The organism is Gordonibacter pamelaeae, assembly GCF_003340385.1.
In the GTDB taxonomy this organism is placed as follows: Bacteria; Actinomycetota; Coriobacteriia; order Coriobacteriales; family Eggerthellaceae; genus Gordonibacter; species Gordonibacter pamelaeae.
In genome coordinates this window covers 218796-243088 of the sequence record NZ_PPTS01000003.1, presented here as the reverse complement: position 1 = coordinate 243088, position 24293 = coordinate 218796, and the positions used below count along the sequence as shown (strand labels likewise).

18 protein-coding genes are annotated in these 24293 nt (G+C 68.5%); 2 read left to right on the top strand and 16 right to left on the bottom strand.

Annotated features, from left to right (window positions below; genetic code table 11):
• Positions 1-2 precede the first annotated feature (2 nt).
• The 8 genes from C1877_RS06120 to serC form a co-directional block, all read right to left on the bottom strand.
• Complete coding sequence (locus tag C1877_RS06120) at positions 3-1106, bottom strand: class II glutamine amidotransferase (RefSeq protein WP_015538689.1); 1104 nt, start codon at positions 1104-1106, stop codon at positions 3-5.
• 306 nt (positions 1107-1412) lie between these two features.
• A complete protein-coding gene (locus tag C1877_RS06115) occupies positions 1413-2945 on the bottom strand; it encodes a 2-isopropylmalate synthase (protein WP_114568683.1) in 1533 nt (510 codons plus the stop codon).
• Between the two features lie 652 nt (positions 2946-3597).
• Entirely contained in the window at positions 3598-5178 is a 1581-nt protein-coding gene (gene serA / locus C1877_RS06110; protein WP_114568682.1) for a phosphoglycerate dehydrogenase, read from the bottom strand.
• 216 nt (positions 5179-5394) lie between these two features.
• Complete coding sequence (gene ilvC / locus C1877_RS06105) at positions 5395-6390, bottom strand: ketol-acid reductoisomerase (RefSeq protein ID WP_114568681.1); 996 nt, start codon at positions 6388-6390, stop codon at positions 5395-5397.
• A gap of 29 nt (positions 6391-6419) precedes the next feature.
• A complete protein-coding gene (ilvN, locus tag C1877_RS06100; RefSeq protein ID WP_015538691.1) occupies positions 6420-6905 on the bottom strand; it encodes an acetolactate synthase small subunit in 486 nt (161 codons plus the stop codon).
• Complete coding sequence (ilvB, locus tag C1877_RS06095) at positions 6902-8815, bottom strand: biosynthetic-type acetolactate synthase large subunit (protein WP_114568680.1); 1914 nt, start codon at positions 8813-8815, stop codon at positions 6902-6904. Before ilvB ends, ilvN begins: the two co-directional genes overlap by 4 nt.
• Positions 8812-10494 (bottom strand): dihydroxy-acid dehydratase, encoded by a 1683-nt coding sequence (gene ilvD / locus C1877_RS06090; protein ID WP_114568679.1) that lies wholly within the window; start codon positions 10492-10494, stop codon positions 8812-8814. Before ilvD ends, ilvB begins: the two co-directional genes overlap by 4 nt.
• A gap of 899 nt (positions 10495-11393) precedes the next feature.
• The gene (gene serC, locus C1877_RS06085; protein ID WP_041238723.1) at positions 11394-12476 is read right to left on the bottom strand and encodes a 3-phosphoserine/phosphohydroxythreonine transaminase; all 1083 of its coding nucleotides are present in this window, start codon (positions 12474-12476) and stop codon (positions 11394-11396) included.
• A gap of 368 nt (positions 12477-12844) precedes the next feature.
• Between serC and C1877_RS06080 the strand changes: the two genes are divergently transcribed.
• Positions 12845-13747, top strand: a complete 903-nt coding sequence (locus C1877_RS06080) for a cysteine peptidase family C39 domain-containing protein (protein ID WP_114568678.1) — start codon at positions 12845-12847, stop codon at positions 13745-13747.
• 102 nt (positions 13748-13849) lie between these two features.
• Here C1877_RS06080 and C1877_RS06075 read toward each other — a convergent pair whose 3' ends face one another.
• The 8 genes from C1877_RS06075 to C1877_RS06040 form a co-directional block, all read right to left on the bottom strand.
• On the bottom strand, positions 13850-14059 hold the full coding sequence (locus tag C1877_RS06075; RefSeq protein ID WP_147274518.1) for a hypothetical protein: 210 nt from the start codon (positions 14057-14059) through the stop codon (positions 13850-13852).
• A gap of 63 nt (positions 14060-14122) precedes the next feature.
• Entirely contained in the window at positions 14123-15055 is a 933-nt protein-coding gene (locus C1877_RS06070; protein ID WP_147274517.1) for a purine-cytosine permease family protein, read from the bottom strand.
• Complete coding sequence (locus tag C1877_RS06065) at positions 14965-15594, bottom strand: purine-cytosine permease family protein (protein WP_114568675.1); 630 nt, start codon at positions 15592-15594, stop codon at positions 14965-14967. Before C1877_RS06065 ends, C1877_RS06070 begins: the two co-directional genes overlap by 91 nt.
• 144 nt (positions 15595-15738) lie before the next feature.
• Positions 15739-17058: a GntP family permease gene (locus tag C1877_RS06060; RefSeq protein WP_114568674.1), complete on the bottom strand. Its 1320-nt coding sequence runs from the start codon at positions 17056-17058 to the stop codon at positions 15739-15741.
• Positions 17059-17130: 72 nt separating this feature from the next.
• Positions 17131-17874, bottom strand: coding sequence for a 4Fe-4S dicluster domain-containing protein (locus C1877_RS06055; RefSeq protein ID WP_114568673.1), 744 nt, complete (start codon positions 17872-17874; stop codon positions 17131-17133).
• Positions 17875-17878: 4 nt separating this feature from the next.
• On the bottom strand, positions 17879-20476 hold the full coding sequence (locus tag C1877_RS06050; protein WP_114568672.1) for a molybdopterin-containing oxidoreductase family protein: 2598 nt from the start codon (positions 20474-20476) through the stop codon (positions 17879-17881).
• A 299-nt stretch (positions 20477-20775) separates the two neighbouring features.
• Complete coding sequence (locus C1877_RS06045; RefSeq protein ID WP_114568671.1) at positions 20776-21699, bottom strand: LysR family transcriptional regulator; 924 nt, start codon at positions 21697-21699, stop codon at positions 20776-20778.
• Positions 21700-22007: 308 nt separating this feature from the next.
• On the bottom strand, positions 22008-22931 hold the full coding sequence (locus C1877_RS06040; RefSeq protein WP_227155085.1) for an MBL fold metallo-hydrolase: 924 nt from the start codon (positions 22929-22931) through the stop codon (positions 22008-22010).
• Between the two features lie 291 nt (positions 22932-23222).
• On the opposite strand from C1877_RS06040, the gene C1877_RS06035 reads away from it, so the two are divergent.
• Positions 23223-24287, top strand: a complete 1065-nt coding sequence (locus C1877_RS06035; RefSeq protein WP_114568670.1) for a PTS sugar transporter subunit IIC — start codon at positions 23223-23225, stop codon at positions 24285-24287.
• The last annotated feature ends 6 nt before the right edge of the window (positions 24288-24293 follow it).

Here is a 24293-nt window from a genome sequence, read left to right as displayed (position 1 = left end):
CCTCAGGCCTCCTTCTCAAGCCGGACGACGAAGGGCTCGCCGCCCTCGAGGGAGCGGACGTTCTCCACGTCGGGGCACACCACCTCGATGGCCGCCTGCTCCGAGGCCAGGTACACCATGCTGCCCTTCTCGCCGGCCATGAGGGCGCGCAGCTTCAGGCGGTCGTTGAGCGCGAGCAGCCCCTCGTCCGATCCGAGGATCACCGACATGGGGCCGTTCACCAGCGCGCTCGCGTACACGCAGCGCAGCGCCGTCTCGAACGCGGCCTCGTCCGGGTCCATCTTGTCGATCTCGTCCCACGCGCTCGCGCACATGATGTGCGCGGCCATCCGCTGCGAGAGGCCGTGGCGGCGCGCCAGCAGGTCGAACAGGTAGGTGATGACCTCGGTGTCGGTCTTGAGCGCGCACTCGTAGCCGAACTGCTCGACGTAGCGGCGGTTCGCGTCGTAGCTGGATATCTCGCCGTTGTGCACGATGGACCAGTTCAGCAGCGTGAACGGATGCGCGCCGCCCCACCATCCGGGCGTGTTCGTAGGAAAGCGCCCGTGCGCCGTCCACAGCCACGCCCGGTAGTCCTCGATGCGGTAGAACGCGCCGATGTCCTCGGGATAGCCGACGCCCTTGAACGCACCCATGTTCTTGCCGGACGACGCCACGAACGCGCCGGGGATGTCCGCGTTGATGCGGAAGACGTGCTGCATGGTGTACTCGGCCTCGTCGAGGCCGCTCATGGCGAGCCTCACCGGATGCGGCGCGAGGAAGTAACGCCAGATGTCCGGCGGATCCTGGATGCCCCGCGTCGGCTCGACGGGGATGCGCTCCTGCTTCTCGCTTGCGAAATGCTCGTCAAGGTACGCCTCCGTGCGGTCGCGCGCGTCCTTGCCCTCGTACATGATGTGGAATGCGTACAGCTCGGCAAACTCGGGGTAGATGCCGTAGGCCGCGAACCCGCCGCCCAGGCCGTTGCTGCGGTCGTGCATGAGCGCGATGGACTTAAGGATGTCGCTTCCGTCATGGCGCGCGCCGCTCCTATCCATGATGCCGGCGATGGCGCATCCGGAGGGAATGCGCACGTCGCCCTCGCGCAGTGCCGCCTTTTGCCTCATCGAAGGGCCCTCGTCTCTCGTATGATCGTCCTATCGGTTTTCACGCGAGACGAGGGCTGCATCCCCGGAGAAAGGCGCGGGCAATGGAGGTCCGCCGAAAGCGCCGCGCCTTTCCCCGGGAGTGCCGGCCCTTCGTCTCTGCGCTGCCTCTAGGGTACGCGCCCAATGTTTCCGCCGTGTAGAGCCCCTGTTTCGATCGGGTTTCGACATAAGAAAGGACGGCATCGCTGCCGTCCTTCCCTGCATGCGCCGCTTTTCCGACGCGCCGGCCGGTTCGCCCGGCCCTTCCGACGACCTCCCGGCCGCCTACGCGCGCCCTGCCCGCTTGTCGCTCAACAGGCGGTTGAGCGCGTTCAGGTACGCCTTCGTGGACGAGACGATGATGTCGCCGTCGGCGCCGCGGCCGGTGTAGATGCCGCCGTCCTCCGCCGTCACGCGCACCGTGACCTCGCCGAGCGCGTCGATGCCGCGGGTGACGGACTGCACCGAGAACTCAGCGAGGTCGTTGTCCACCTCGATGATCTTGTTCACGGCCTTGTACACCGCGTCGATCGGGCCCGTGCCGTACTCGCACACCGTGCGCTCGACGCCCTCGACGTCCTTGAGCGTGAGGGTGGCCGTGGGCGTGAGCGGGAAGCCCGTGGACACCTGCACCGCCTCCAGCGTGTAGAGGGCGTTCTCGTTGCGGTCGCGCTCATTGATCAGGCTCTCGAGGTCCTCGTCGTAGACTTCCTTCTTCTTGTCGGCCAGGTTGAGGAAGGCCTCGTACACCTGGTCGAGCGCCTCGCCCTCAAGCTCGTAGCCGAGCTCCTCCAGGCGGTGCTTGAGCGCCGCGTGGCCGCTGCGCGCCGTGAGCACGATCTGGCTTGCGCCCGCGCCCACGTCGGCCGGGTCGATGATCTCGTAGGTGTCGCGCTTCTTCAGCACGCCGTCCTGGTGGATGCCGGAGGAGTGCGCGAAGGCGTTCGCGCCCACGATGGCCTTGTTGGCCTGCACGTTCATGCCCGTGATGGACGAAACGAGGCGGCTCGCCTTGCAGAACTCGCGCGTGTTGATGTCGGTGTGCGCGTCCAGCTCGTCCTCGTGCATGCGGATGGCCATGACCACTTCCTCCATGGCCGTGTTGCCCGCGCGCTCGCCCAGGCCGTTGATGGTGCACTCCACCTGGCGCGCACCGTTCTTCACGCCGGCCATGGCAAGCGCCGTGGCCATGCCGAGGTCGTTGTGGCAGTGCACGGCGATCTTCACGTTCTCGATGCCGCGCACGCCCTCCACCAGGTACTTGATGCGGCGGCCGAACTCCTCGGGCAGCGAGTAGCCCGTGGTGTCGGGGATGTTCACCACGGTGGCGCCCGCATCCACGGCGGCCTGGATCACGCGCACGAGGAAGTCGTAGTCGCTTCTGCCGGCGTCCTCGGCGTAGAACTGCACGTCCTCGACGTACTTCTTGGCGTACTTCACGCACTTCACGGCGCGCTCGACGCACTCGTCCTCGGTGATGCGCAGCTTGTCGCGCAGGTGGCTCGGGCTCACGCCGAGGCCCGTGTGGATGCGGGGGCGCTTGGCGTACTTGAGCGCGTCGGCCGCCGCGTCGATGTCCTTCTCCACCGCGCGCGTGAGGCCGCAGACGACCGCCTGGTCGCCCGCCAGCTCGGCGATGCGGCGCACGCTCTCGAAGTCGCCGGGGCTCGAGATGGGGAAGCCCGCCTCGATGACGTCCACGTTCAGGCGAAGGAGCTGACGCGCGACCACCAGTTTCTCCTCGGTGTTCATGGAAGCGCCCGGCGATTGCTCGCCGTCGCGCAGCGTGGTGTCGAAGATGTCGATCTTGCGCGTCATGTGCGTGCGTCCTTTCCGTCTCATGCGCGCCGCAGCTCCCGGTTGGCGGATGCGGCTTGCGAATTAAAAATGATTTGACAATCATAGCAAAACCGTCGGCAAGGGACGCCCGGATTCGCCGCCAACGAAAAACATGCGCATCCTGGCGCTGGTTGGCCGGCCCTGGGAGCTCCCGTTGCGCGATTGCCGACGGGTCCAGGTTCGGGCAATGCCTTGCTGGCAGGCATACGGCCCCGCAAGATGGGGTAAGAGATCGAGCTACGGTAATGGATTCGGAAATTTTTCCCGATATATTACCGAACCTCGGGATTTCGCGTCCGAAACCTCCCGTCTGACGCCCGATTTCCGGCTTTTCGCGCTGATTTGGGCGATTATCTCACCTTGGAAGGGGATTTCGGAACCCCCATCGTTCGCTACGGTAATATATCGAAAATTTTCTTCGATTCCATTACCGTATCCGAAGAAACAGGGCGATGCGGGCGGGCGTCGTCGCGCGATCGCCGGAATGCACGGCGCCGAGCTGCCGGAATGCGCAGCGACGATCATCGGCCCTGCGCCCTCTGCACGCGAGACGGCCCGGCAAGCACTGTCGCTTGCCGGGCCGTCTCCATGAGCGCCGGGCCGCACTCGCCCCTACCGTGGCGAGGGATCGCTACAGCTTCACGTACCAGAGGTTCTTCAGCTCGGGGATCTCGGCGCGCAGGCGGGACAGCACGGCGTCCTCCACCTCGCCCTCCACGTTCATGTAGACGAGCGCGCAGCGGTCGGCCGGCTTCGCGCCGATCTGCATGGTGGTGATGTTGATGCCCGCCTCGCCCAGGATGGTGCCGATGGTGCCCATGCGGCCCGGGGCGTCCACATACTCGAAGATGAGCGACTGGCGTCCCGGCGCGATGTCTATCTTGTAGCCCAGAAGCGACACGAGGCGCGCGGTCTGCGCGGCGTCGCCGCGGGTGCAGGCCACCTCGGTGCCGTCGGCCATGACGGCCACCGTGGAGGCGTAGCCGTCGGCGTCCGGGCGCGCCTGCGTCTCCACCTTGATGCCGTGGCGCTGGGCCACCGCATCTGCGTTCACGGGCGTGACCGTGGCGCGGCCCTGGTAGGACAGGAGCCCCTTCACCGTGCCGGCCACGAGGATGGACGGGTCGGCATCGGCGAGCGCGCCGGCCGCCGTGAGCTTCAGGTACTGCGGCACCTCGCCGTGTATCTGGGCAAGCATGCTGCCCATCATCTGGCAGGCGGGCACGTACGGCCCCACCGCGTCCATGACCTCGGGCGGCACCGGCGCCATGTTCACGGCGGTGGGCACGATGGAGCCCGCCAGACCCGCGGCCACGTACTCGGCCGTCTGCACGCCGGCGCGCAGCTGGGCCTCCTTCGTGGACGCGCCCAGGTGAGGGGTGAGGATGGCGTTGGGGAACTCGTGCAGCGGGCTTTCCGTGCACGGCTCGTTCTCCCACACGTCAAGCCCCACGGCGCCTATCTTGCCGGCAGCCAGGAAGTCGGCAAGCGAGTCCACGTTGTAGATGCCGCCGCGCGCGGCGTTCACCAGGATCACGCCGTCCTTCATGCGCGCGTACTGGTCGGGCCCGAACATGCCGATGGTCTGCTTGGTCTTCGGCAGGTGCACGGTGATGAAGTCCGCGAGCGGCACGATGGCGTCCACGTCGTCGTAGAGCGTCACGCCCAGCTGTTCGGCGCGCTCGGGGCTGCAGTACGGGTCGTAGCCCACGAGCCTCATGCCGAAGGCGCGGGCGCGCTCGGCCACGAGGCCGCCGATGCGGCCCAGGCCGAAGATGGCGAGCGTCTTCTCGTAGAGCTCCACGCCGGTGAACTTCGTCCGCTCCCACAGGCCCTCGTGCATGGAGGCGTTGGCCTGGGCGACGTTGCGGGCGCAGGCCAGCATGAGGGCCATGGTGTGCTCGGCGGCGCTCACGATGTTCGACGTGGGAGCGTTGCACACGATGACGCCGCGCTCGGTGGCGGCCTCCACGTCCACGTTGTCCACGCCAACGCCGGCCCGGCCGATGATGCGCAGGTTCTTCCCCGCCTCGATGACCTCGCGCGTCACCTTCGTGGCCGACCGCACGATGAGGGCATCGTAAGCCGGGATGGTCGCGATCAGCTCCTCGGGGGGCATCTTCAGCTTGACATCCACCTCGTAGCCCTTGTCGCGGAGCACCGCGAGGCCGGCGTCGGCCAGCCTTTCGGCAACCAGCACTTTCTTCGTCATAGAACTACCACCTCTGCAAGAGTCTTCCTGGTATGTTTCGCTTGCGCCGCGCGGGAATTTGTTGGGACGCGTCCGGGCGGCTGCCCCATGATAAGGCGAAACCGCCCGCCGCGCCGGTTCGGGCGGAAAATTCTCGACGAAATGCGAAAAGCCGTCCGGAGCGCACGGGTGCCGGCGCCGCGCGGCCCGGCAGCTGCGCGGCGCCGTGCGGCCTTCCTAGCGGCGAGCGAAGCTGAACATGGAGCGGATGCCCTCGCCCACCTGCTCGATGGGGGCCTCGGCGTGCTCGGCGCGCTGCTCGAGCAGCCACTTCTGGCCGTTCGCCGAATCCTCCATGAACTCGCGGGCGAAGCTGCCGTCCTGGATGCGCGCGAGCACCTGGCGCATCGCGGCCCGGGCCTCGTCGGTGATCACCTGGGGGCCGGCGTAGTAGTCGCCGTACTCGGCGGTGTTGGAGATGGAGTTGCGCATCTTGGCCATGCCGCCCTCGTACATGAGGTCAACGATGAGCTTCATCTCGTGGAAGCACTCGAAGTAGGCCATCTCGGGCGGGTAGCCCGCCTCGACGAGCGTCTCGAAGCCGGCGTTGATGAGCGCGGTCACGCCGCCGCAGAGCACGGCCTGCTCGCCGAAGAGGTCCGTCTCCGTCTCGTTCTTGAACGTGGTCTCGATGACGCCGGCGCGCGCGCCGCCGATGCCCCAAGCGTAGGACAGCGCCACGTCCTTGGCCTGGCCCGACGCATCCTGGTGCACGCAGATGAGGCAGGGCACGCCCGCCCCTTCGGTGAACACGCGGCGCACCATGTGGCCGGGACCCTTCGGCGCGATCATGACCACGTCCACGTCGGCGGGCGGGGTGATGTAGCCGTAGTGGATGTTGAAGCCGTGCGCGAACGCGAGGGTGTCGCCGGGCGCGAGATGCGGCGCGATCTCGGCCTCGTAGGTGGCGGCCTGGGTCTCGTCGGGCGTGAGGATCATGATGAGGTCGGCTTCCTCGGCGGCCTCGGCCACGCCCATGACCTTGAGGCCGGCCTCCTCGGCGGCCTCGCGCGACTTCGAGCCCTCGCGCAGGCCCACGCGCACGTCGGCGCCCGAGTCCTTGAGGTTGAGCGCATGGGCGTGGCCCTGGCTCCCGTAGCCGATGATGGCTACCTTCTTGCCCTGGATGAGCTCGGGGTTCGCGTCGTTCTCGTGGTAGATCGTGACAGCCATGGTGTTGGTTTCCTTTCTGTTGGCTGGTTTTAAACGTCTTTGCTGTTGCGTGACATCGCTATCTTGCCGGTGCGGGTGATCTCCTTGATGCCGTAGGCGCGGAAGAGGTCCTCCATGCCCTTGAGCTTGCTCTCGTCGCCGGTGGCCTCGATGGTGAGCGAGCTCTTCCCCACGTCGACGATCTTCGCGCGGAAGACGTTCGCAATCTCGATGATCTCGCTTCGGCGCTCGGGCGTGGCGTTCACCTTGAACAGCACGAGCTCACGCTCGATGGCGCCCTCGTCGGTGAGGTCGTTGATCTTGTGCACGCTGATCAGCTTGTGCAGCTGCTTGGTGATCTGCTCGTAGGCCACCTCGTCGGCCTTCACGATGGCCGTGACGCGCGACATGGTGGGGTCCTCGGTGGGGCCCACCGACAGCGACTCGATGTTGAAGCCGCGCCGCGAGATGAGCCCCGTCACGCGCGACAGGACGCCCGGCTTGTTCTCCACGAGGACGGACAGGATGTGCCTCATCGGATGCCCCCCTTCCCGCCCGGGGCGGCCTCCGCCTCGGGCACGTCCGTGCGCACGGCCCCCACGGCCACGTCGATGGCGCCTATCACGTCGTCGAGCGCGCGGCCCGGAGCCACCATGGGGAACACGTTCTGGTCGCGCGAGATGGCCACGTCCAGCAGGTAGGGCCCCTCGGCGGCCAGCATGGCGGCCAGCGCGGCGTCCAGCGCGTCGGGGCTCTCCACGCGCGCGGCCTGCCAGCCGTACGCGTCGGCCAGCTTCACGAAATCGGGGTTGGCGTCGAGGAGCGTCGAGGAGTACCGTTCGCCGTAGAACAGGTGCTGCCACTGGTGCACCATGCCGAGGCACCGGTTGTCCATCACGAGCACCTTCACCGGCACGCGGTGGATGCCCGCCGTAGCCATCTCCTGGCTGTTCATCTGGAACGACCCGTCGCCGGCCACGCACACCACCGTCTTGTCCGGGCACCCGATGGCCGCCCCGATGGACGCCGGGAAGCCGAAGCCCATGGTGCCGAGGCCGCCCGACGAGATGAACGAGCGCGGGCATTCGCGCGCGATGTGCTGGGCGGCCCACATCTGGTGCTGCCCCACCTCGGTCACGACGATGCTGTGCTCGGGGTCGAGCGCGTCGGAGAGCTTCTCCATGACCACCTCGGGCACGATCTCGCCGGGCGCGTCGCCCACGTTCGGGTGGTAGAACGGGTGGCGGCGGCGCCACTCGGCGATCTGGGCCACCCACGCCGCCGTCTCGGGGCTCGCGCCCTCCTTGGAGAGCTGGGCCACGATACCTCCGAGCACGCCCTTCAAGTCGCCCACGATGGGGATCTGCGCCTCGCGCACCTTGCCGATCTCGGCGGGGTCGATGTCGATGTGGATGACCTCGGCCTTCGGCGCGAACTCGTCGAGCCGGCCCGTGACGCGGTCGGAGAAGCGCGCGCCCGCCGCGATGATGAGGTCGCTCTCGGTCATGGCGAGGTTCGCGTACTTCGAGCCGTGCATCCCCACGGGCCCCAGGTTGAGCTCGTGCGACGCGGGGAAAGCGCCCTTGCCCATGAGCGTGGTGACCACCGGTATCTGCATGAGCTCGGCCAGCGCGCGCAGCTCGTCGGACGCGCCGGAGGACACCACGCCGCCGCCCACGTAGAGCACGGGGCGCTCGGCGCGGCGGATGCGGGCCACCGCCTGCTTCACCTGCTTGGCGTTGCCGCGGTAGGTGGGCTTGTAGGAGGGCAGGTTCACCTCGTCGGGGTACTCGAACACCAGCTCCTCGCTGGCCAGGTCGCTCGGCACGTCGATGAGCACGGGGCCGGGGCGGCCGGTCTTGGCGATGTGGAACGCCTCGCGGAACGTAGCCGTAAGCTCGTCGGTGGATTGCAGCAGGTAGCTATGTTTCACCACCGGCATGGTGATGCCCACGATGTCGGACTCCTGGAACGAGTCGGTGCCGATGACGCCGCGCGGCACCTGGCCGGTGATGACCACGAGCGGCACGCTGTCCATGTAGGCCGTCGCGATGCCGGTGACGGTGTTCGTGGCGCCCGGGCCGCTCGTGACGATGGCCACGCCCACGTTGCCCGTGGCGCGCGCGTAGCCGTCGGCCTCGTGCACCGCGCCCTGCTCGTGGCGCGAGAGCACGTGCTTGATCTGCGTGGAGTCGAAGAGCGCGTCGTAAATCTTGATGGCCTGGCCGCCCGGGTAGCCGAACACGAGGCCCACGCCCTCGGCCTCGAGCGAGGCGACAACCGCCTGCGCGCCCGTCATGGTGCTGCCCTGCTTCTCCGTGCGGCTGCCGAGGCCGCGCGGCGCGCCCTTAGCGGCGGCCGTCGCGCCGGGACGCGGCGCTTGCTGCTCGCGGCCCTCGGGCGCCGCAGCCTCGGCGCAGCCTGGTTTCCTGCGTGCGTTCGTCATGACACATACGCCCCCTTGTCTGCGGAAGAGACGAGCTTCGCGTACTTCGCGAGCACGCCGTGGTCGTGTTTCGGCGCCGGCGGCTGCCAGGCGGCGCGACGGCGTTCCAACTCGGCGTCGTCCACGCCCAGCGTGAGCGCGCCGCCTTCGATGTCCACCGTCACCGGATCGCCCTCCTCGATGAGCGCGATGGGGCCGCCCGCCGCGGCTTCGGGGCTCACATGCCCCACGGCCGGGCCCTTCGTCGCGCCCGAGAAGCGCCCGTCGGTGATGAGCGCGACGCTGGTGGACAGGCCCATCCCCACGATGGAGGACGTGGGCGTCAGCATCTCGCGCATGCCCGGGCCGCCCTTGGGCCCCTCGTAGCGGATGACCACCACGTCGCCGGGCCTGATCTCGCCGGCGTTGATGGCGGCGCAGGCCGCCTCCTCGGAGTCGAACACGCGCGCGGGGCCGGTGTGCGTCAGCATGGACGGGTCGACGGCCGACTTCTTCACGATGGCACCGTCGGGCGCGATGTTGCCGTGCAGCACCCTGAGCGCGCCCTGCGCCGAGAACGGGTCGTCGTGCGGGCGCACCACCTCGCCGTCCGCGCCGGTGCAGGCCGCGTGCATATAGTCGAGGTACTCTCCCATCGGGCCCATGCAGGTGACGGCGTCGCGGTCGATGAGGCCCAAGCGGTCGAGCTCCGCCATGACCACGGGCACGCCGCCCACCTCGTAGAGGTCGGAGAGCGGGCGCGGGCCGGAGGGCGCGAGCTTCACGAGGTGCGGCGTGCGCGCGCTCGCCGCGTCCCAGTCGTCCATCGTGATGGGGCAGCCCGCCTCGCGCGCGATGGCCGTGAGGTGCAGCACCGTGTTCGTGGAGCCGCCGAAGGCCATGTCGCATTCCATGGCGTTATGGACGGCGGCCGCGCTCACGATATCGCGCGCGCAGACGCCCTGCTCCAGAAGCTCCATCACCTTCATGCCGGCGTGCTTCGCCAGGCGGATGCGCTCGGAGTACACCGCGGGAATCGTGCCGTTGCCGGGAAGCGCGATGCCGAGCGCCTCGCACAGGCAGTTCATAGAGTTCGCCGTGAACATCCCCGAGCAGCTGCCGCAGGTGGGGCACGCCGTATCCTCGTAGTACTTGAGCTCGTCCTCGGTCATCGTGCCGTTCATGACCTGGGCCGCGCCGTCGAACAGCGTGTTGAGGTCGGTGGTGGGGCCGCACCCTCCCGGCTGCTTGCCGGCGAGCATCGGGCCGCCCGACACGAACACCGTGGGGATGTTCACGCGCAGCGCGCCCAGCAGCATGCCCGGCACGATCTTGTCGCAGTTCGGGATGCACACGAGCGCGTCGAAGGCGTGGCCCTGCACCGCGCATTCCAGCGAGTCGGCGATGACCTCGCGCGACACGAGCGAGTAGTGCATGCCGTCGTGGTTCATGGCGATGCCGTCGCACACGCCGATGGTGCCGATCTCGAACGGCACGCCGCCGGCCAGGTAGATGCCGGCCTTCACGGCCTCGGCGATCTTGTCGAGGTTGTTGTGGCCGGGGATGATGTCGTTGCGCGAGTTGAAGACGGCGACGAGCGGCCGCTCAAGCTCCTCGTCGGTGATGCCGTCGGCCTTGAGCAGGCTGCGGTGCGGCGCACGCGCCACGCCCTCGGTGACGGCCGAGCTTCTTCGTTGCATGCCAGTCCTTCCTCCCATGCGCGCCGTCCCCGCCTCGCGCCTGCGGCGCGCGCGGATGCGGCCCTCTGCCCATAAAAAAATCCCGCTGCAGGCAAGACGCTGCACCAGGACCACGGTTAGGAGAAAGAATGCGCCGCGGCCCGATGCCGCGCTGCACGCTTAGACAAGTAACGGTTGTCGCCGGTCCAGCCCTACTTGCCCCGCGCGCCGAACCGGAGGTCGTCCGTCCGCGCGCGAAACGTTCATGCCGAACTGCTCGGAGGGGGCGTTCGGACCGTCCACCGCCGGCTCGCAGCGTACCGCCGGCTCTCTGAAGATGGATTCGTCCCTACTGGTCCTCGTCATCGCATTTCGATCTATGAGGTTGTTGGGCGTTAGTATACCCCTCGATCCCCGCCGCGCAAGAAAAACTTTGACGCTCGAAGGATCCCCGCAGGAAATTCACACGAAAGGGGTCGGGAATCGGAAGCCTGCCGATACCGGCCCCACCCACCGCTTTCGATGCCGAAGTCGCCGAGGCGGCAAGCATCGTGGCGCACGGGGACTCGTGCGCGGCAGAACCCATCGTTTGCGGCAGGTTTTGCAAGTTATTCGTCGCAGAAGCCCGACCGTCTGCCGACAGCGTATCGGATCCGAGTCAGTTTTACGCATCTTCCCTGTTCAAACGCTCGACACTTCCCGCAAGCGCGCAGGACCGCCTCCGCAACGACGAATAGCTTGCAAAATCTGCCGCAAAACGCGCTTTCCCGTGCACGAAACAAGCCCGCGAGAGCAAGCGGCGTGCAAGCTGGCGGCGTGCTACAGACTGGCTGCGTGCGGGCAGGCGGCAGCGTGCTGGGCCCGGCAAACGAGGGTGGAGCACGGAATCAATCCGCATGCGCTCCACCCCGTCGGCGGTGCTACTTATGCGCCTGCTCGAACTTGTCCATGAAGGCCACGAGGGCCTCGACGCCGGCGCGGGGCATGGCGTTGTAGATGCTGGCGCGCATGCCGCCGACGCTGCGGTGGCCTTTCAGGTTCTCCAGGCCGGCGGCCTTGGCCTCGGCCACGAACGCCGCGTCGAGGTCGGCGTCGCCGGCGACGAACGGGACGTTCATGAGCGAGCGGTCCTCCTTGCGCACGGTGCCGCGGAAGAGCTTGCTCGCATCGAGGAAGTCGTAGAGCAGCGCGGCCTTCTCCTGGTTGCGCTGCTGCATGGCCTCGAGGCCGCCCTGGTCTTTCAGCCACTTGAACACCTTGCCGCAGATGTAGATGCCGTAGGCGGGCGGCGTGTTGTAGAGCGAGTTCGCGTCGGCCTGCGTCTTCCACTTCAGCATGGTGGGCGTGCCCTCCAGCACGTCGTCCGTGATAAGGTCCTCGCGGATGATGGAGATGACCACGCCGGCCGGGCCGATGTTCTTCTGCGCGCCGCCGTACATGACGCCGTAGCGGGTGATGTCCACCGGCTCGGACAGGAAGCACGACGACACGTCGGCCACGAGGTCCTTGCCCTTGGTGTTCGGCAGCGTGTGGAACTTCGTGCCGTAGATGGTGTTGTTCTCGCAGATGTACACATAGTCGGCATCGGGCGACACGTCCAGGTCGGAGCAGTCGGGGATGTAGGAGAACGTCTCGTCCTCGCTGCTGGCGATGGCGCGGGCGTCGCCGAAGATCTTGGCTTCCTTGAAGGCCTTCTTCGCCCAGGCGCCGGTGACGATATAGTCGGCCACGCGGTTCTTCATGAGGTTCATTGGCACGGCGGCGAACTGCTGCGACGCGCCGCCCTGCAGGAACAGCACACGGTAGTTGTCGGGAATGCCCACGAGCTCGCGCAGGTCGGCCTCGGCGTTCTCGATGATCTCGCCGAACGGCTTGGAGCGATGGCTCATCTCCATGACGGACATGCCCGAGCCGCGGTAGTCGAGCATCTCGGACGCTGCCTCGGCCAGCACCTCCTCCGGCAAGACGGCGGGACCTGCTGAAAAGTTGTACACCCTGGCCATGCGCGCTCCTTCTCTCTCCTCGGTTCCCCGGCCGAGCACGTTGCGGGCGGCGGGCGCGCCGCGGCGCACGCGGGCCGGGTGGTTGGTCATGGGTGCATTGTACTATGCACGCGACGTGTTTGCGCAGGCGGCGGGGAAAAGATCAGCGGACGGCGCGGGCGGCGGGGAAAGCCGCGCGCAGGCGCCGCCCACGTGTCGGTTCGCTGACTGATCGGCCATGCGCGGGAAACGAATGCCCCGATCATAGACGGCAAGGCGCACGTACGGCCTAAACTCCCTCTTCGCACCCATAGAAACCCCCGGGTGCCGGGCGCGGGAGAGCCGCGCCGGCCCCGCAAGCCCGAGAACCCTTTGAAAGGAGGCGCGGCATGCCGTACCGTGGACTGCCCTACTTCGTCGCCGAGCAGGCGAGCACCGGCGGCCGCGTCGACCCGTACGCATCCGAGCGGCACACCCTGCCGGACTGCGCGCAGGGCGTGCGCTACTCGTCGGCGCCACGCGAGAACGAGCGGCGCGTCGTGTCCTACCGCGCCTGCGAGACCGTGTGCCCTCCGCAGGCCCATGGTGCGCGGGTCGATGCAAAACCCCTGATCACCGACATCGAGCCCATGCGCATCCTAGCGGCGGTCATGCTCATGGCGGTCATCGCCGTGGGTGCGGCCTTCGTGGGGATTGGCGTTGCGAACGGCTTCACCGGCATCGTCGACAACGCCATCCTGACCGACGAGCCCGCCGCAACGACGAAGGCCACGCTCAGCGCGGCGCCATCGACGTGGCAGCAGGGAACCGTGCCGCAGCTGTACCAGGTGGACCCCCAGTGGGCCGACCGCCCCTACAGCTCCGGCACCATCGGCACGTCCGGCGCCGCACCGCTCGCCCTGGCCATGGTGCGCATCGACCTCACGGGCGACGCCTCCGTGGGGCCCGTGGAGGTGGCCTCGGCCGCGCAGCGCGACGGCTACGCCGACCAGGCCGACGCCACGGCGCTGCTCACCGACGGCGCGGCCGGGCTCGGCCTGACGGCGCGCCCCGTCGAGGCCAGCGAGCCGGCCGTCAGGCGGCAGATCAACTCGGGCTTCCCGGTGGTCTGCGCCGTGCAGTCCAGCGCGTTCGGCAACGGCACCGCCTACATCGTGCTGACGGACATCGACGAGCACGGACGGCTCGTCGTGAACGACCCCGCGAGCGTCGACCGCACGGACAGGCACTGGGGCTTCGACGAGATCCTGCCGTCGAGCACCGGCCTCTGGGCCTACAGCGTGGCAGGCTAGCCAGGCGTAGCGCGACCCGCCCCCGGAATGCGGGGGCGGGTCGCAAGTGCCAGGGCGCCCCCGCATCGGGGGCGCCCTGCGTTCGAGGGGCGGCCGCGTCGCCTACGCCCCCGGGGCCGGCGGGGCGCTCGGCGGCTTCGGGGCCGCAGGCGGCGTGGGCGCGCCGGGGGCCGCCGGCGCGGCGGGGACGCCGGGCGCCGGGGCGGCCTTCGCGCCGCAGCTCGGGCACTCGTCGAGCTTCGGATCGACCTCCGCGCCGCATTTCGGGCACTTGACGGGGCCCATCCCGCTCACTGCTGGTCTGAAGCACATGGTTCTGTCTCCTTCTTTCTCGTCGGTTTCTCCACTTGCTCACGGCCATGGCGGCCGGGAACGTCATTCGGGTGCCGCGGCGGCATCCTCGTCGCACGGCGCCGCGTCGACCGCAGCCGGCGCTTCCGCGTCCCGTGCCCCCGCCGCCGCGCGGCGCGCGGCCTCGCGGGCGCGCACGCGGTCGCGCGCGAGCCAGCTCAAGCCCACGTACAGGGCCGCGGTCATGGGTGCCGTGGTCACGAACGGCACCGCCACCGCGCCGGTGGCGTACAGCACGCCGTTCACCGCGCTCACCGCGGCGATGGTGGCCACGCCGCGCCAGTTCACGCTCTCCGCCTCGTCGAGCAGCAGGCCGCGCGAGCCGATGCGCAGCGGCCCGCGCACGAGGTAGTAGTCGGTGACGAGCAGCACGCACCAGCTGATGGTGAGGATGCTGCCGAAGCTCATGAACGCGTTCACCTGGTCCAAGATGCCGCCCAGGATGAACAGGAGCCCTATGGCGTTGGCCACGACGACGGCCGCGGGCCACGAGAGCTTCACGCCGAACAGCGAGTCGAACAGGTTCGACACCGCGTTCGCGCCGCCGATGGAGTTCGACGTCTCCACCTTCATCTGCGACAGGCAGATGATGGCGAGCCCCACCCCGCCGGCCGCCAGCACGAGCGACACGCCCGGGTTCGTGATGGCCGCGTGCGCCGCGCCCGCGGCGTCGTAGCCCATCGTGGAGAAGTACGCGACCGACTGCTCGAAGCCGAAGTACGTGATGAGCGCGCCGAACAGGTACGTGACCACGGCGAAGAGGCTGCCCACCAGCGAGATGGGCACGAGGTCGCGCTCGCGGCGCGCGAAGCGCGTGAAGTCGGCCGCGAAGAGCGCCAGCAAGCCCGAGGTCATGATGGCGTAGTTCACCCCGTAGGCGAACCCCTCGCCCACCTCCACGCCGGGGATGAGCACCCCGTGCGTGAGCGCATCGCCCATCTGGCCGTTCGCGGCCACGAGGACACCACGTAGCCCATGACGGCAAACAGCGCCACCACGAACACGGCGTTCATGCGCGCGATGGCCTTCGTGCCGAAGAGCGCCATGAGCACCCACACGCACGATATGCCCGCGAACAGCGCCCAGCGCATCCACTCCTCGCTCCAGCCGAACGCGAACAGGATGGCGTTGCCCAGCTGCACCGTGCCCACGGCCAGCACGCCCACCAGCAGGAATATCCACACGAGCGAGCCGGCCGCCGAACCCTTCGTGCCGAAGATGTACAGGCGGCTGACCACGTTGTTGGGCAGGCCCTCGCGAAACGTGATCTTGCCCACCAGGTACGTGAGCACGAAGCTCAAGGCGAACGTGATGGCCATGGCCACCCCGCCCAGCTGGCAGCCCGCGTAGAACGCCACGATGCCGCCGCCCATGAGCTTGGAGAGGCTGGACACCACGCCCGAGAGGATGGCCGCGATGTCGGGCCAGGCGAGCCGCGCCGCGTCGGGCACGCGCTCGAACAGCGCCGCCTTCCCAGCAGCCGGTGCTTCCTTCATAGCTACCCCCTTGTCCGCGCAGGGGTGTGACAGAGGGACGGGGATAATGTCACATTCCCCTGCGCTTGCAACGATCGAGGGACTTCAGAGAATGTGACATTATCCCCGTCCCTCTGTCACACCCTCGAACCCGAGCGCTCGGACCTACACGATGCCGATGTTCGCCAACACGATCATCGCGACCAGGGCGCACAGGCCCGCGCCGATGGAGATGGCCGCGATGTGCTTGTAGGAGTTCTTGTGCGTGAGGCCCATGGCGGCGAGCATCCCGAACATGGCTCCGGAGTTCGGCAGCGCGCCGCCGATGGTGGCCGACGTGGCGATGATCTTCGCCAGCGCCGCCGGGTCCACGCCCGTGGCCAGGTAGGGCTCGAGGAAGTTGCCCGCGATGATGCCCACCGCGCCCGATCCGGAGCCCATGACGCCGCCGAGCACGGCCGCCATGGTGGCGGCGGACACGTAGGTGCCGCCCGGCATGTTGAAGATGGCCTCGTAGATGACCGTGAAGCCCACCGACGCGGCGGCCACGGTGCCCACGCCCACGGCGGCGGAGGTGAACAGCGCCGGCCCGAGCGAGTTCTTGGCGCCGTTGCCCATGACGTCGCGCTGGCTGTCGATGTACTTGTTGAACGCGACCATGGACGCCACGACGGCGACGATCATGGCGATATAGACGACGTTCGCCACGCCCAGCTGCGAGCCGGCGATGATGATGACGATGAGCAGGATGAGCGGCAGCAGCGCCACGAGCAGGCTCGGCAAGGCGCGGTCGTCGTCCTCGGCAACCTCGCCGGCGGGGGCCTCGTAGCCCTCGCCCTTGGCCTGGGCGCGCTTCAGGGCGAACTTGATGTACACGCACGACACCGCGATGGCGATGACGGAGCCTGTGATGCCGAGCACCGGCGCAGCCGTGAGCGACACGCCGCAGCCGTTGGCGGCGTTGATCCAGGCGATGGCCGGCACGCCGGGGATCATCGCCATGGTGAACGAGCAGGCCGCGAGCGACCAGGCGGCGCAGAACAGGTGCCACGGGATGTTGCACTCCTTGAACAGCGGCCGTGCAAGCGGGATGAGCGCGAACATGGCCACGAACATGGAGATGCCCGCGTACGTGAGGATGGCGCCCACGCCGGCGATGCCCAGCAGCACAAGGTACGGGCTCTTCGTGCCCACCTTGCCCATGATGGCCCGCGCGATGGACTTCGCGGCGCCCGACTTGTCGATGTACTCGCCCAGGATGGCCGCGCCCATGAAGATGAGCAGGTTCTTCTGCACGAACCCGGCCAGCCCGGTGACGTACGACGACTCCCCGCCCACCATGGCGACCGCGATGTCCATGCCGTTGGTGAGCGCGATGATGATGGCCGTGACGATGGACGTGACGAGCACGTTCCACCCCTTCATGGCCGCGATGACGAAGAACACGAGCCCGACGACGATGCCGGCAACCCCTATCCATTCCATAGCTTTCCCCTTTCGTTGGTTTTTCGTTCCCCCGACTCCGGGAGCGCTCGCCAGAGCGCTCCCGGAGCTCTCCTACGCCATGTCGTTTCTGGTAGCGCGCATGAACTCCACCGCGGTGCCGTGCTTCATGCGCAGCTCGTCGCGGCGGACGGTGCCCTCGTCGAAGGAGGAGAGGTCCTCGGGGCTCTCGAAGAGCGTTCCCAGGTCGCCGCGCTGGCGGTTGAGCGCGATGGCCTCCTCGGCGTCGTAGGGCACGAGCGGCTGCTTGTCGCGCGGGTTCCACACGATGAAGGCGGGGCTCGTCGCGTCGGGCGCGGGCATGCCCTCGCAGAAGCGCACGTCGCCGTACTTCTCCACCAGCTCGTCGAGCGGGCCGAAGTCGAACGCGCGCAGCGGGCAGCTCGCCGTGCACGCGGGCTGCATGCCCTCGGCCAGGCGGTCTACGCACATGGTGCACTTGCTCATCTTGGTGCCCGGCTCGTCGGAGGCGAAGCGCGGCGCGCCGTAGGGGCACGCGTCGTAGCACTTCCGGCAGCCGTCGCACTTGTCCTGGTCGACGAGCACGGCGCCGAACTCGTCCTCCTTGTAGAGGGCGCCGTTCGGGCACGCCTTCGCGCACGCCGGGTCCTCGCAGTGGCCGCAGGGGAACGCCAGCGCATGCAGGCGGATGTCCGGGAACGTGCCCTGCTCCCACTCGTAGACGCCCATCCACTTCTCGGCGCCCGGCTCGAGGCCGTTCCAGTCCTTGCACGCGATGCTGCACGCCTGGCAGGCGTAGCAGCGGTTCATGTCGAACATAAATCCGTACTGCGTCATGGTCCTACTCCTCTCCCTCTCCGAGCGCCGCCCGCAGGCCGAGCGCCGCCTTCGCCCCGCGCAAGCCGCCGCGCTCCGCCTCCAGGCCGAAGCCCTCGGCGTCGCCGTCCGCGAGCTTCTCCACTTCCACGAGGCCGGCCGTGATGAGCGCGCCCAGGATATGGGGCAGGTGCCCGTCGTCGATGAGGATGTTCGGCGTGCCGCGCAGGTCCTGGCCGTACTCGTTCTTCTCGGCGGCGGTGCCGTCGGTCTGGTACCACGCGCCGTGGTGCACGGCGGCGGTGCCCGGCATCATGCGGTTCGTCACGTAGGCCGTGAGCACGGTCTCGCCGCGGTCGCTGCTCACGCGGCACAAATCGCCGTCCTTGATACCGCGCGCCTGGGCGTCCACGCCCGAGATCCACACGGCATGGCGGTAGCAGTCCTCGCGCATGAAGGGGTTGTTGTCGTTGCTGGAGTGCTGGCGGTAGATGGACACCGGCGACACGAGCGACAGCGGGTAGTCCTTCGCCTTCGGGTTGTAGAAGCCGTCGTTCGAGGCCGACCCGATGTCGCCCTCCACGTAGCTCGGGCTCCATACCGGCATGGGCTCGATCTGCCCGCGCCAGCGCGTCTCGGTCATGTCGTGGCCCTTCACGAAGTTCGACGAGAACTCTATCTTGCCGGTAGGCGTGCCGAACGGGCTCTCCCCGCGCTCCATGAGCGTCTTGAACGGGTAGTACGGCACGTCCACCTCGGTGCGCACCACGGGGTTGGCGTTGAACTCCTCCCAGGTGGGACGGTGGTCGTAGCCCAGGTACGCCATGATGGTCTCGTTGTCGGCCCATTCCTCGAAGGCCTCCTTGTAGATGGCCTCCTGCGCGTCGACCCAGTCCTCCCAGGCCACGTCGGCCAGGCGCGGATTGTAGCCCTGCACCACCTCGTCGCCCAGGCGCTTGGCGATCTCGGTCCACACCCATTCCTTCGAGCGCACCTCGCCGGGGAAGTCCACGCCGCGCGCGCAGAACGTGAAGTAGTTGCGCATGCCGTTCGGGCCGCTCACGAAGCGCTGGTGGCCGTACATGTACTCGTCCATGCCCTCGAACTGCCACACGGGCGCCGGCAGGATGATGTCGCAGAGCTCGGCCGTGGGCTGGTTCAGGTGCCACTGGAAGCCCCAGTTGAACTCCGTGGACGCCATGCCGGCGAAGCGCTTGTTCACGTTCGAGTGGTTGTTGGCGTAGTTGTTCTCGAAGATGATCATCTGCACGTTCGGCAGCGGGGAGTCGTTGGTGGGCGAGCCGATGCGGTGGCGGAACTCGCTCTCGCTCATGCGGCCCTCCCAGTAGTCCTTCTGGCAGGCCAGTATCTCGGTCAGGCAGTTGTTGTTGAAGAGCACCGGCACCTGGTAGTCGCCCGGGTCGCGCCCGAAGTCGGCGCGCGGGGCGGGCACGCGGCCGGGCGTGGGCAGGCAGGCGCCCGTCTGGCAGCCGCCGGCGCAGGCGATGTTGCCGGTCATGGCCTGCAGGAGCATGGAGGCCGAGGCGCTGTAATCGCCCATGTGGCGCTTCGCGCACGAGTAGAAGTACTGGAGGTGCACCGGCTTCGTCGTGCCGTAGAGGCGCGCGAATTCCCGGATGGTCTCGGCCGGCACGGCGCAGATGGGGGCGGCCCACTCGGGCGTCTTCTTGATGCCGTCCTCGCCCTCGCCCATGCAGTAGGCGCGCCACTCCTCGAAGCCCGCCTTGTCGACCCACTGATCAACGAACTCGTGGTCGATCAGGTCCTCCTCGTAGAGCACCTGGGCCACGGCCAGCATCATGGCCAGGTCGGTGCCGGGACGGATGGGTATCCACTGGTCGGCCAGAAGCTCGGCGGACTGGGTGTAGCGCGGGTCGATGACGATGGTCTTGCAGCCGTACTCATGGGCGAGCTGCATATAGTAGCTCGTGGGCCCGAACCACGCCACCACCGGGTCCATGCCCCACATGACGAAGAGCTTCGAGTTGAAGATGTCGGACGCCTCGAAGCCCGGCAGCGCCTCGGACAGGCCCTTGGCCGTCTTGGAGAGGTCCACGCCCAAGTGCAGCATCTCGCCCGCCGCATGGCCCGACGTGGAGTGCTCGCCCCATGCGCCGAAGCCGGCCTCCCACCAGGGCGCCAACGGGAACCCGTTCTTCTCGAAGCTCGGGTACTGCGAGTGGAAGATGCCGTAGGGGCCGTACTTCCCACGCACCTCGCGCATCTTCTCCGCGATGGTGTCGAGCGCCTCCTCCCAGCTGATGGGCACGAAGTACCCGCGCCCGGCGCCCTTCTCGCCCACGCGCTTCATGGGGTGCAGAAGGCGCGTCTCGGCGTAGAGCTCCTTCTTCCACGCATGTCCCATGGCGCAGGGGCGCATCTGCACGTTGCCCTTCCAGATGTTCTCCCAGCCGCAGTCCTCGCGGCTGTCGTTTCGGTTCACCGAGTCGTCCGGCTCGATCGCCGTGATGCGGCCGTCCTTGGCGTGGCACTTCAGGATGCACGCGCTGTCCCAGCAGCCGTTCGCCGGGCACGACGTGTAGAAGATGCGCTCCCCCTCGCGCCGGTGCCGACTGGCCTCGATGATGCCTTGCTTGTCCATCGCTCCTCCTTCTCCGGTGCCGCCCCTCGTCTCCGGGCGGCGCGATGGGAGCAAGGTTAGACCCCCGAGGCGGCGCAGGGAGGCCGCGCAGGCGGATTCGCCGTCGCGATAGGAGCCAGGGGGTGTAAAGGGATGCTGCGGGAAGGGCCCGCTTACCGCCGCCGTAAAGCGGCGTTGACGGCCGGAGGCGGGGCGGGCGCCGCGGACATGGCGCGCGAAGGCGGCGGCCGGAGCGCACGGAACGGGAGCTGGGCGCGGCGGGAGGGCGACGTAGAGCATCTCCGCGCGCGACGGCAGGCCTATCCCTGCTTGCGGAAGTAGCCCGCGGGCACGTTGTCGCGGATGAAGTCCTTGAACTCCAGCGCCAGCGGCGATATGACCCGCCCGGTGTGCCAGGCCAAATCCACCGGGTAGCGCATGGGGTCGGTGTCGACCTTGAACCAGATGAGGCCCGGCTCGTTGCGGTAGCGCTCGGCCACGCACTCCGGGATGCACGCCCACCCGAGCCCCGCCTTCGCGCCGTTCACCATGGCCTCGTGCGTGTCGAAGCACGCCACCATGTTGTGGTCGGTGAGCGACAGGCCGTAGCGCTCGCGGAAGTGGCGGTTGCCCACCATGTGGCGGCCCGAGTTCCACTCGTAGATGATCATGGGCCATTCGAGCAGCGTCTCTATCTTCACCGGCTGGGGCACGGAGTTGTAGGGCGGCCGGTCGGGCGCGCAGAACAGCAGGCGCTTGAAGCCCAGCGTCTCGCACGAGATGCCGTCCTCGATGGGCTGGTTCTCCAGCAGGGCGAAGTCCAGCTTGCCGGACTTGAGCTTCTCCATGAGCTCGGGCTCGTAGCCCGCGTCCAGGTGGACGAGCGCGTCGGGGTGCAGGTCGTGGAAGCGCTTGACCAGCGCCGGCAGCAGCGCCACGCCGTCGTTCATGCTCATGCCCACCTCGATGGTGCTGTCGAAGTGCTCGTCGACCGCCGCGAGCTCGGCCGAGAGCGCGGTCTCCAGCGTGGCGATCTTCTTGGCGAACTTCGTGACGATCTGCCCGGCCGCCGTGGGCACCACGCCCGTCGACGTGCGCACGTAGAGCTTCGTGCCGTAGCGCGCCTCGATGTTGGCGATCTTCCGCGAGAGTCCCGGCCGCGACTTGTACAGGCGCTCCGCAGCCTGCGACAGGCTCTTCGTCTCCGATATGACCGTGAAGATCTCGATGTCGTCCAGCAGCATGGGCCACGCCCCCTCGTACGCCTCGTCCTGCCATCCACGTCCCAGGCGGCCTTCCCGCCGGCCGCATTCGGCTAAAGCCGAATGGCCTCCATCATAGCGAACGCGGGCGGATGCGAGCCGAAGGTTTTTTGACAGCCGCAGAAAAAAACATCGTCGGCGCAGGGTGCGCCCTGCCGCCTACGAGGACCCGGAAGACCATGGAGGCCGCGCGCGGTAAAGCCGTCCGGTTCGGCCGGCCGCTCCCGCCGGCGCCGAGCCGTCGCGTTCCCGCGATGCGCGGAAGCGACGGCTCGGCGCGCATCCTTCCGTTAGCCCACGCTCACGAGCACGGATTGGAGGGCGGCCTGCACCGCGGCGGGATGGGAGGCTCGGCGCACAACGGCGGCGAGGGACTCGGCGGGCAGGCGGTAGGTGTTGTTGTTCTGCGAGATGTGCATGGCCACCACCTGCTCCAGCTCGTCGCAGAGGAGCGCCTCGAGCTCGGCGGCGGCCTGGTCGTTGCTCAGGTGCCCCACGTCCGAGCCCACGCGGCGCTTCACCGGGTACGGGTAGGGGCCGTCGGCGAGCATCTGCACGTCGTGGTTGCTCTCCAGCGCCAGCAGCCGCGCATGCATGAGGCCCTCGTGCGCCTCCCCCGTGACGACGCCGGTGTCGGTGACGAAGCCCGCCACGTCGCCGCCGGCGCTCTCGAAGCGGAACCCGCACGACGCGGCCGCGTCGTGCGAGGTGCGGAACACGTGCACGGCCATGCCGGCAAGCGAGAGCGCGTCGCCCGCGTGCAGGGACCGCACGTCGTGCGCGTCCTCGAGCGCGCGCACCTCGCTGCTGGCAGCGCGCACGGCGTCCTCCGCGTACACGGCCGGCTCGATGCCCTTCTTCGCCAGGCCGCGCAGCACCACCCCGAGGCCCTTCGTGTGGTCGGTGTGGTCGTGCGTCACGAGGATGGCCGCGAGCCTCGCCGGGTCGAAGCCGGCCTCGTCGCAGCGCGCGAGGAAATCGCGCTTGCAGATGCCGCAGTCAACGAGCACGCCCGCGCCCGTTGACGCGTCCTCCACCACGGCCGCGTTGCCGCGGCTGCCGCTGGCCAGCACGTGCAGGCGCAGCGTGCGCGCCCCGCCGGGTGCAGGAGCGTCCAGCCGCGCCTGCACGGCCGATGCCGCGGGCCCGGCGTCGGCCGCCCGGCGCTCCTCGATCTGCCGCCGCGAGAATACCTCTTCGAAAACCATGTCCACGCCTGCGCTCGCTTCCCTTCGCCTCATCTTGGACGCCCAAACCCCGGGACGCCGTCCGCCGGCTCATCCCCTGCCGGGCGCCTTGCCGCCGACCCCCTCGCGTCGATTGTACCCGAAGCGCATCCCGCCCGCGCGGGGGCGCTGCAAACCGCACAGGCTTGCCGGATACCGGCCGCGCACCGTCGCCGGCGGCGTTTGTGCCCCTGACTGCTGGCTTCTTCGCCTACCATGGCCATACGAGAAATCCCGGCCAGAACCGCATAGCACCGCCCGCATCCGAAAGGGGACGGCATGTCCAAGCACCCTGTTTCCTCGTTCCTTGCACGCAAGGACATAGAAGTGACGTTCCAACGCTACGCCATCGACGCGCTATCGGCCATGGCGCAGGGCCTGTTCGCGTCGCTGCTCATCGGCACCATCCTCACCACGGTGGGCGACCTTTCCGGCCTCGGGTTCTTCAACGAGATCGGCGGCTTCGCCAAGAGCGTGGCGGGGCCGGCCATGGCCGTTGCCATAGGCTACGCGCTGCGGGCGCCCGCGCTCGTGCTGTTCTCGCTCGCGGCCGTGGGCTTTGCCGCCAACGCGGCGGGAGGGGCCGGCGGGCCCTTGGCGGTGCTGGTCATCGCCATCGCAGCCTCGGAGCTTGGCAAGGCGGTGTCCAAGGAGACGAAGGTGGACATCATCGTCACGCCTGCCGTCACCGTCCTGGCCGGCTGCGGGCTGGCGCTGGCCGTGGCGCCGTGGATCGGGGCGCTGGCGTCGTCGGTGGGCGGGTTCATCATGTGGGCCACCGAGCTGCAGCCGCTGTTCATGGGCGTCATCGTGTCGGTGGTCATCGGCATCGCGCTCACGCTGCCCATCTCGTCGGCAGCCATCTGCGCGGCGCTCGGGCTCACGGGCCTGGCCGGCGGCGCGGCGCTCGCGGGCTGCTGCGCGCAGATGGTGGGCTTCGCCGTCATGAGCTTCCGCGAGAACCGCTGGGGCGGCCTGCTGTCGCAGGGCCTGGGCACGTCGATGCTGCAGATGGGCAACATCGTGAGAAAGCCGCTCGTGTGGGTGCCGCCCATCGTGGCGTCGGCCGTCACGGGGCCGCTTGCCACCTGCGTGTTCGCCCTGCAGCAGAACGGCCCCGCCGTGGCCTCGGGCATGGGCACGTGCGGGCTCGTGGGGCCCATCGGCGTGTACACCGGCTGGGTGGCGGGCATGGAGGCCGGCGCGGCGGCGCCCGGGGCCCTCGAGTGGGCGGGCCTCGTGCTGGTATGCCTGGTGCTGCCCGCCGTTATCAGCTGGGCGGTCGCCGCCCTCATGCGCCGCGCCGGCCTCATCGCCGACGGCGACCTCAAGCTGGAGGACTAGGGGCGC

Bases quoted from the DNA above. Each gene is read 5' to 3' on its own strand.
- C1877_RS06120 (WP_015538689.1), bottom strand. From the start codon at position 1,106: ATGAGGCAAAAGGCGGCACTGCGCGAGGGCGACGTGCGCATTCCCTCC.
- C1877_RS06115 (WP_114568683.1), bottom strand. From the start codon at position 2,945: ATGACGCGCAAGATCGACATCTTCGACACCACGCTGCGCGACGGCGAG.
- serA (WP_114568682.1), bottom strand. From the start codon at position 5,178: ATGACGAAGAAAGTGCTGGTTGCCGAAAGGCTGGCCGACGCCGGCCTC.
- ilvC (WP_114568681.1), bottom strand. From the start codon at position 6,390: ATGGCTGTCACGATCTACCACGAGAACGACGCGAACCCCGAGCTCATC.
- ilvN (WP_015538691.1), bottom strand. From the start codon at position 6,905: ATGAGGCACATCCTGTCCGTCCTCGTGGAGAACAAGCCGGGCGTCCTG.
- ilvB (WP_114568680.1), bottom strand. From the start codon at position 8,815: ATGACGAACGCACGCAGGAAACCAGGCTGCGCCGAGGCTGCGGCGCCC.
- ilvD (WP_114568679.1), bottom strand. From the start codon at position 10,494: ATGCAACGAAGAAGCTCGGCCGTCACCGAGGGCGTGGCGCGTGCGCCG.
- serC (WP_041238723.1), bottom strand. From the start codon at position 12,476: ATGGCCAGGGTGTACAACTTTTCAGCAGGTCCCGCCGTCTTGCCGGAG.
- C1877_RS06080 (WP_114568678.1), top strand. From the start codon at position 12,845: ATGCCGTACCGTGGACTGCCCTACTTCGTCGCCGAGCAGGCGAGCACC.
- C1877_RS06075 (WP_147274518.1), bottom strand. From the start codon at position 14,059: ATGTGCTTCAGACCAGCAGTGAGCGGGATGGGCCCCGTCAAGTGCCCG.
- C1877_RS06065 (WP_114568675.1), bottom strand. From the start codon at position 15,594: ATGAAGGAAGCACCGGCTGCTGGGAAGGCGGCGCTGTTCGAGCGCGTG.
- C1877_RS06060 (WP_114568674.1), bottom strand. From the start codon at position 17,058: ATGGAATGGATAGGGGTTGCCGGCATCGTCGTCGGGCTCGTGTTCTTC.
- C1877_RS06055 (WP_114568673.1), bottom strand. From the start codon at position 17,874: ATGACGCAGTACGGATTTATGTTCGACATGAACCGCTGCTACGCCTGC.
- C1877_RS06050 (WP_114568672.1), bottom strand. From the start codon at position 20,476: ATGGACAAGCAAGGCATCATCGAGGCCAGTCGGCACCGGCGCGAGGGG.
- C1877_RS06045 (WP_114568671.1), bottom strand. From the start codon at position 21,699: ATGCTGCTGGACGACATCGAGATCTTCACGGTCATATCGGAGACGAAG.
- C1877_RS06035 (WP_114568670.1), top strand. From the start codon at position 23,223: ATGTCCAAGCACCCTGTTTCCTCGTTCCTTGCACGCAAGGACATAGAA.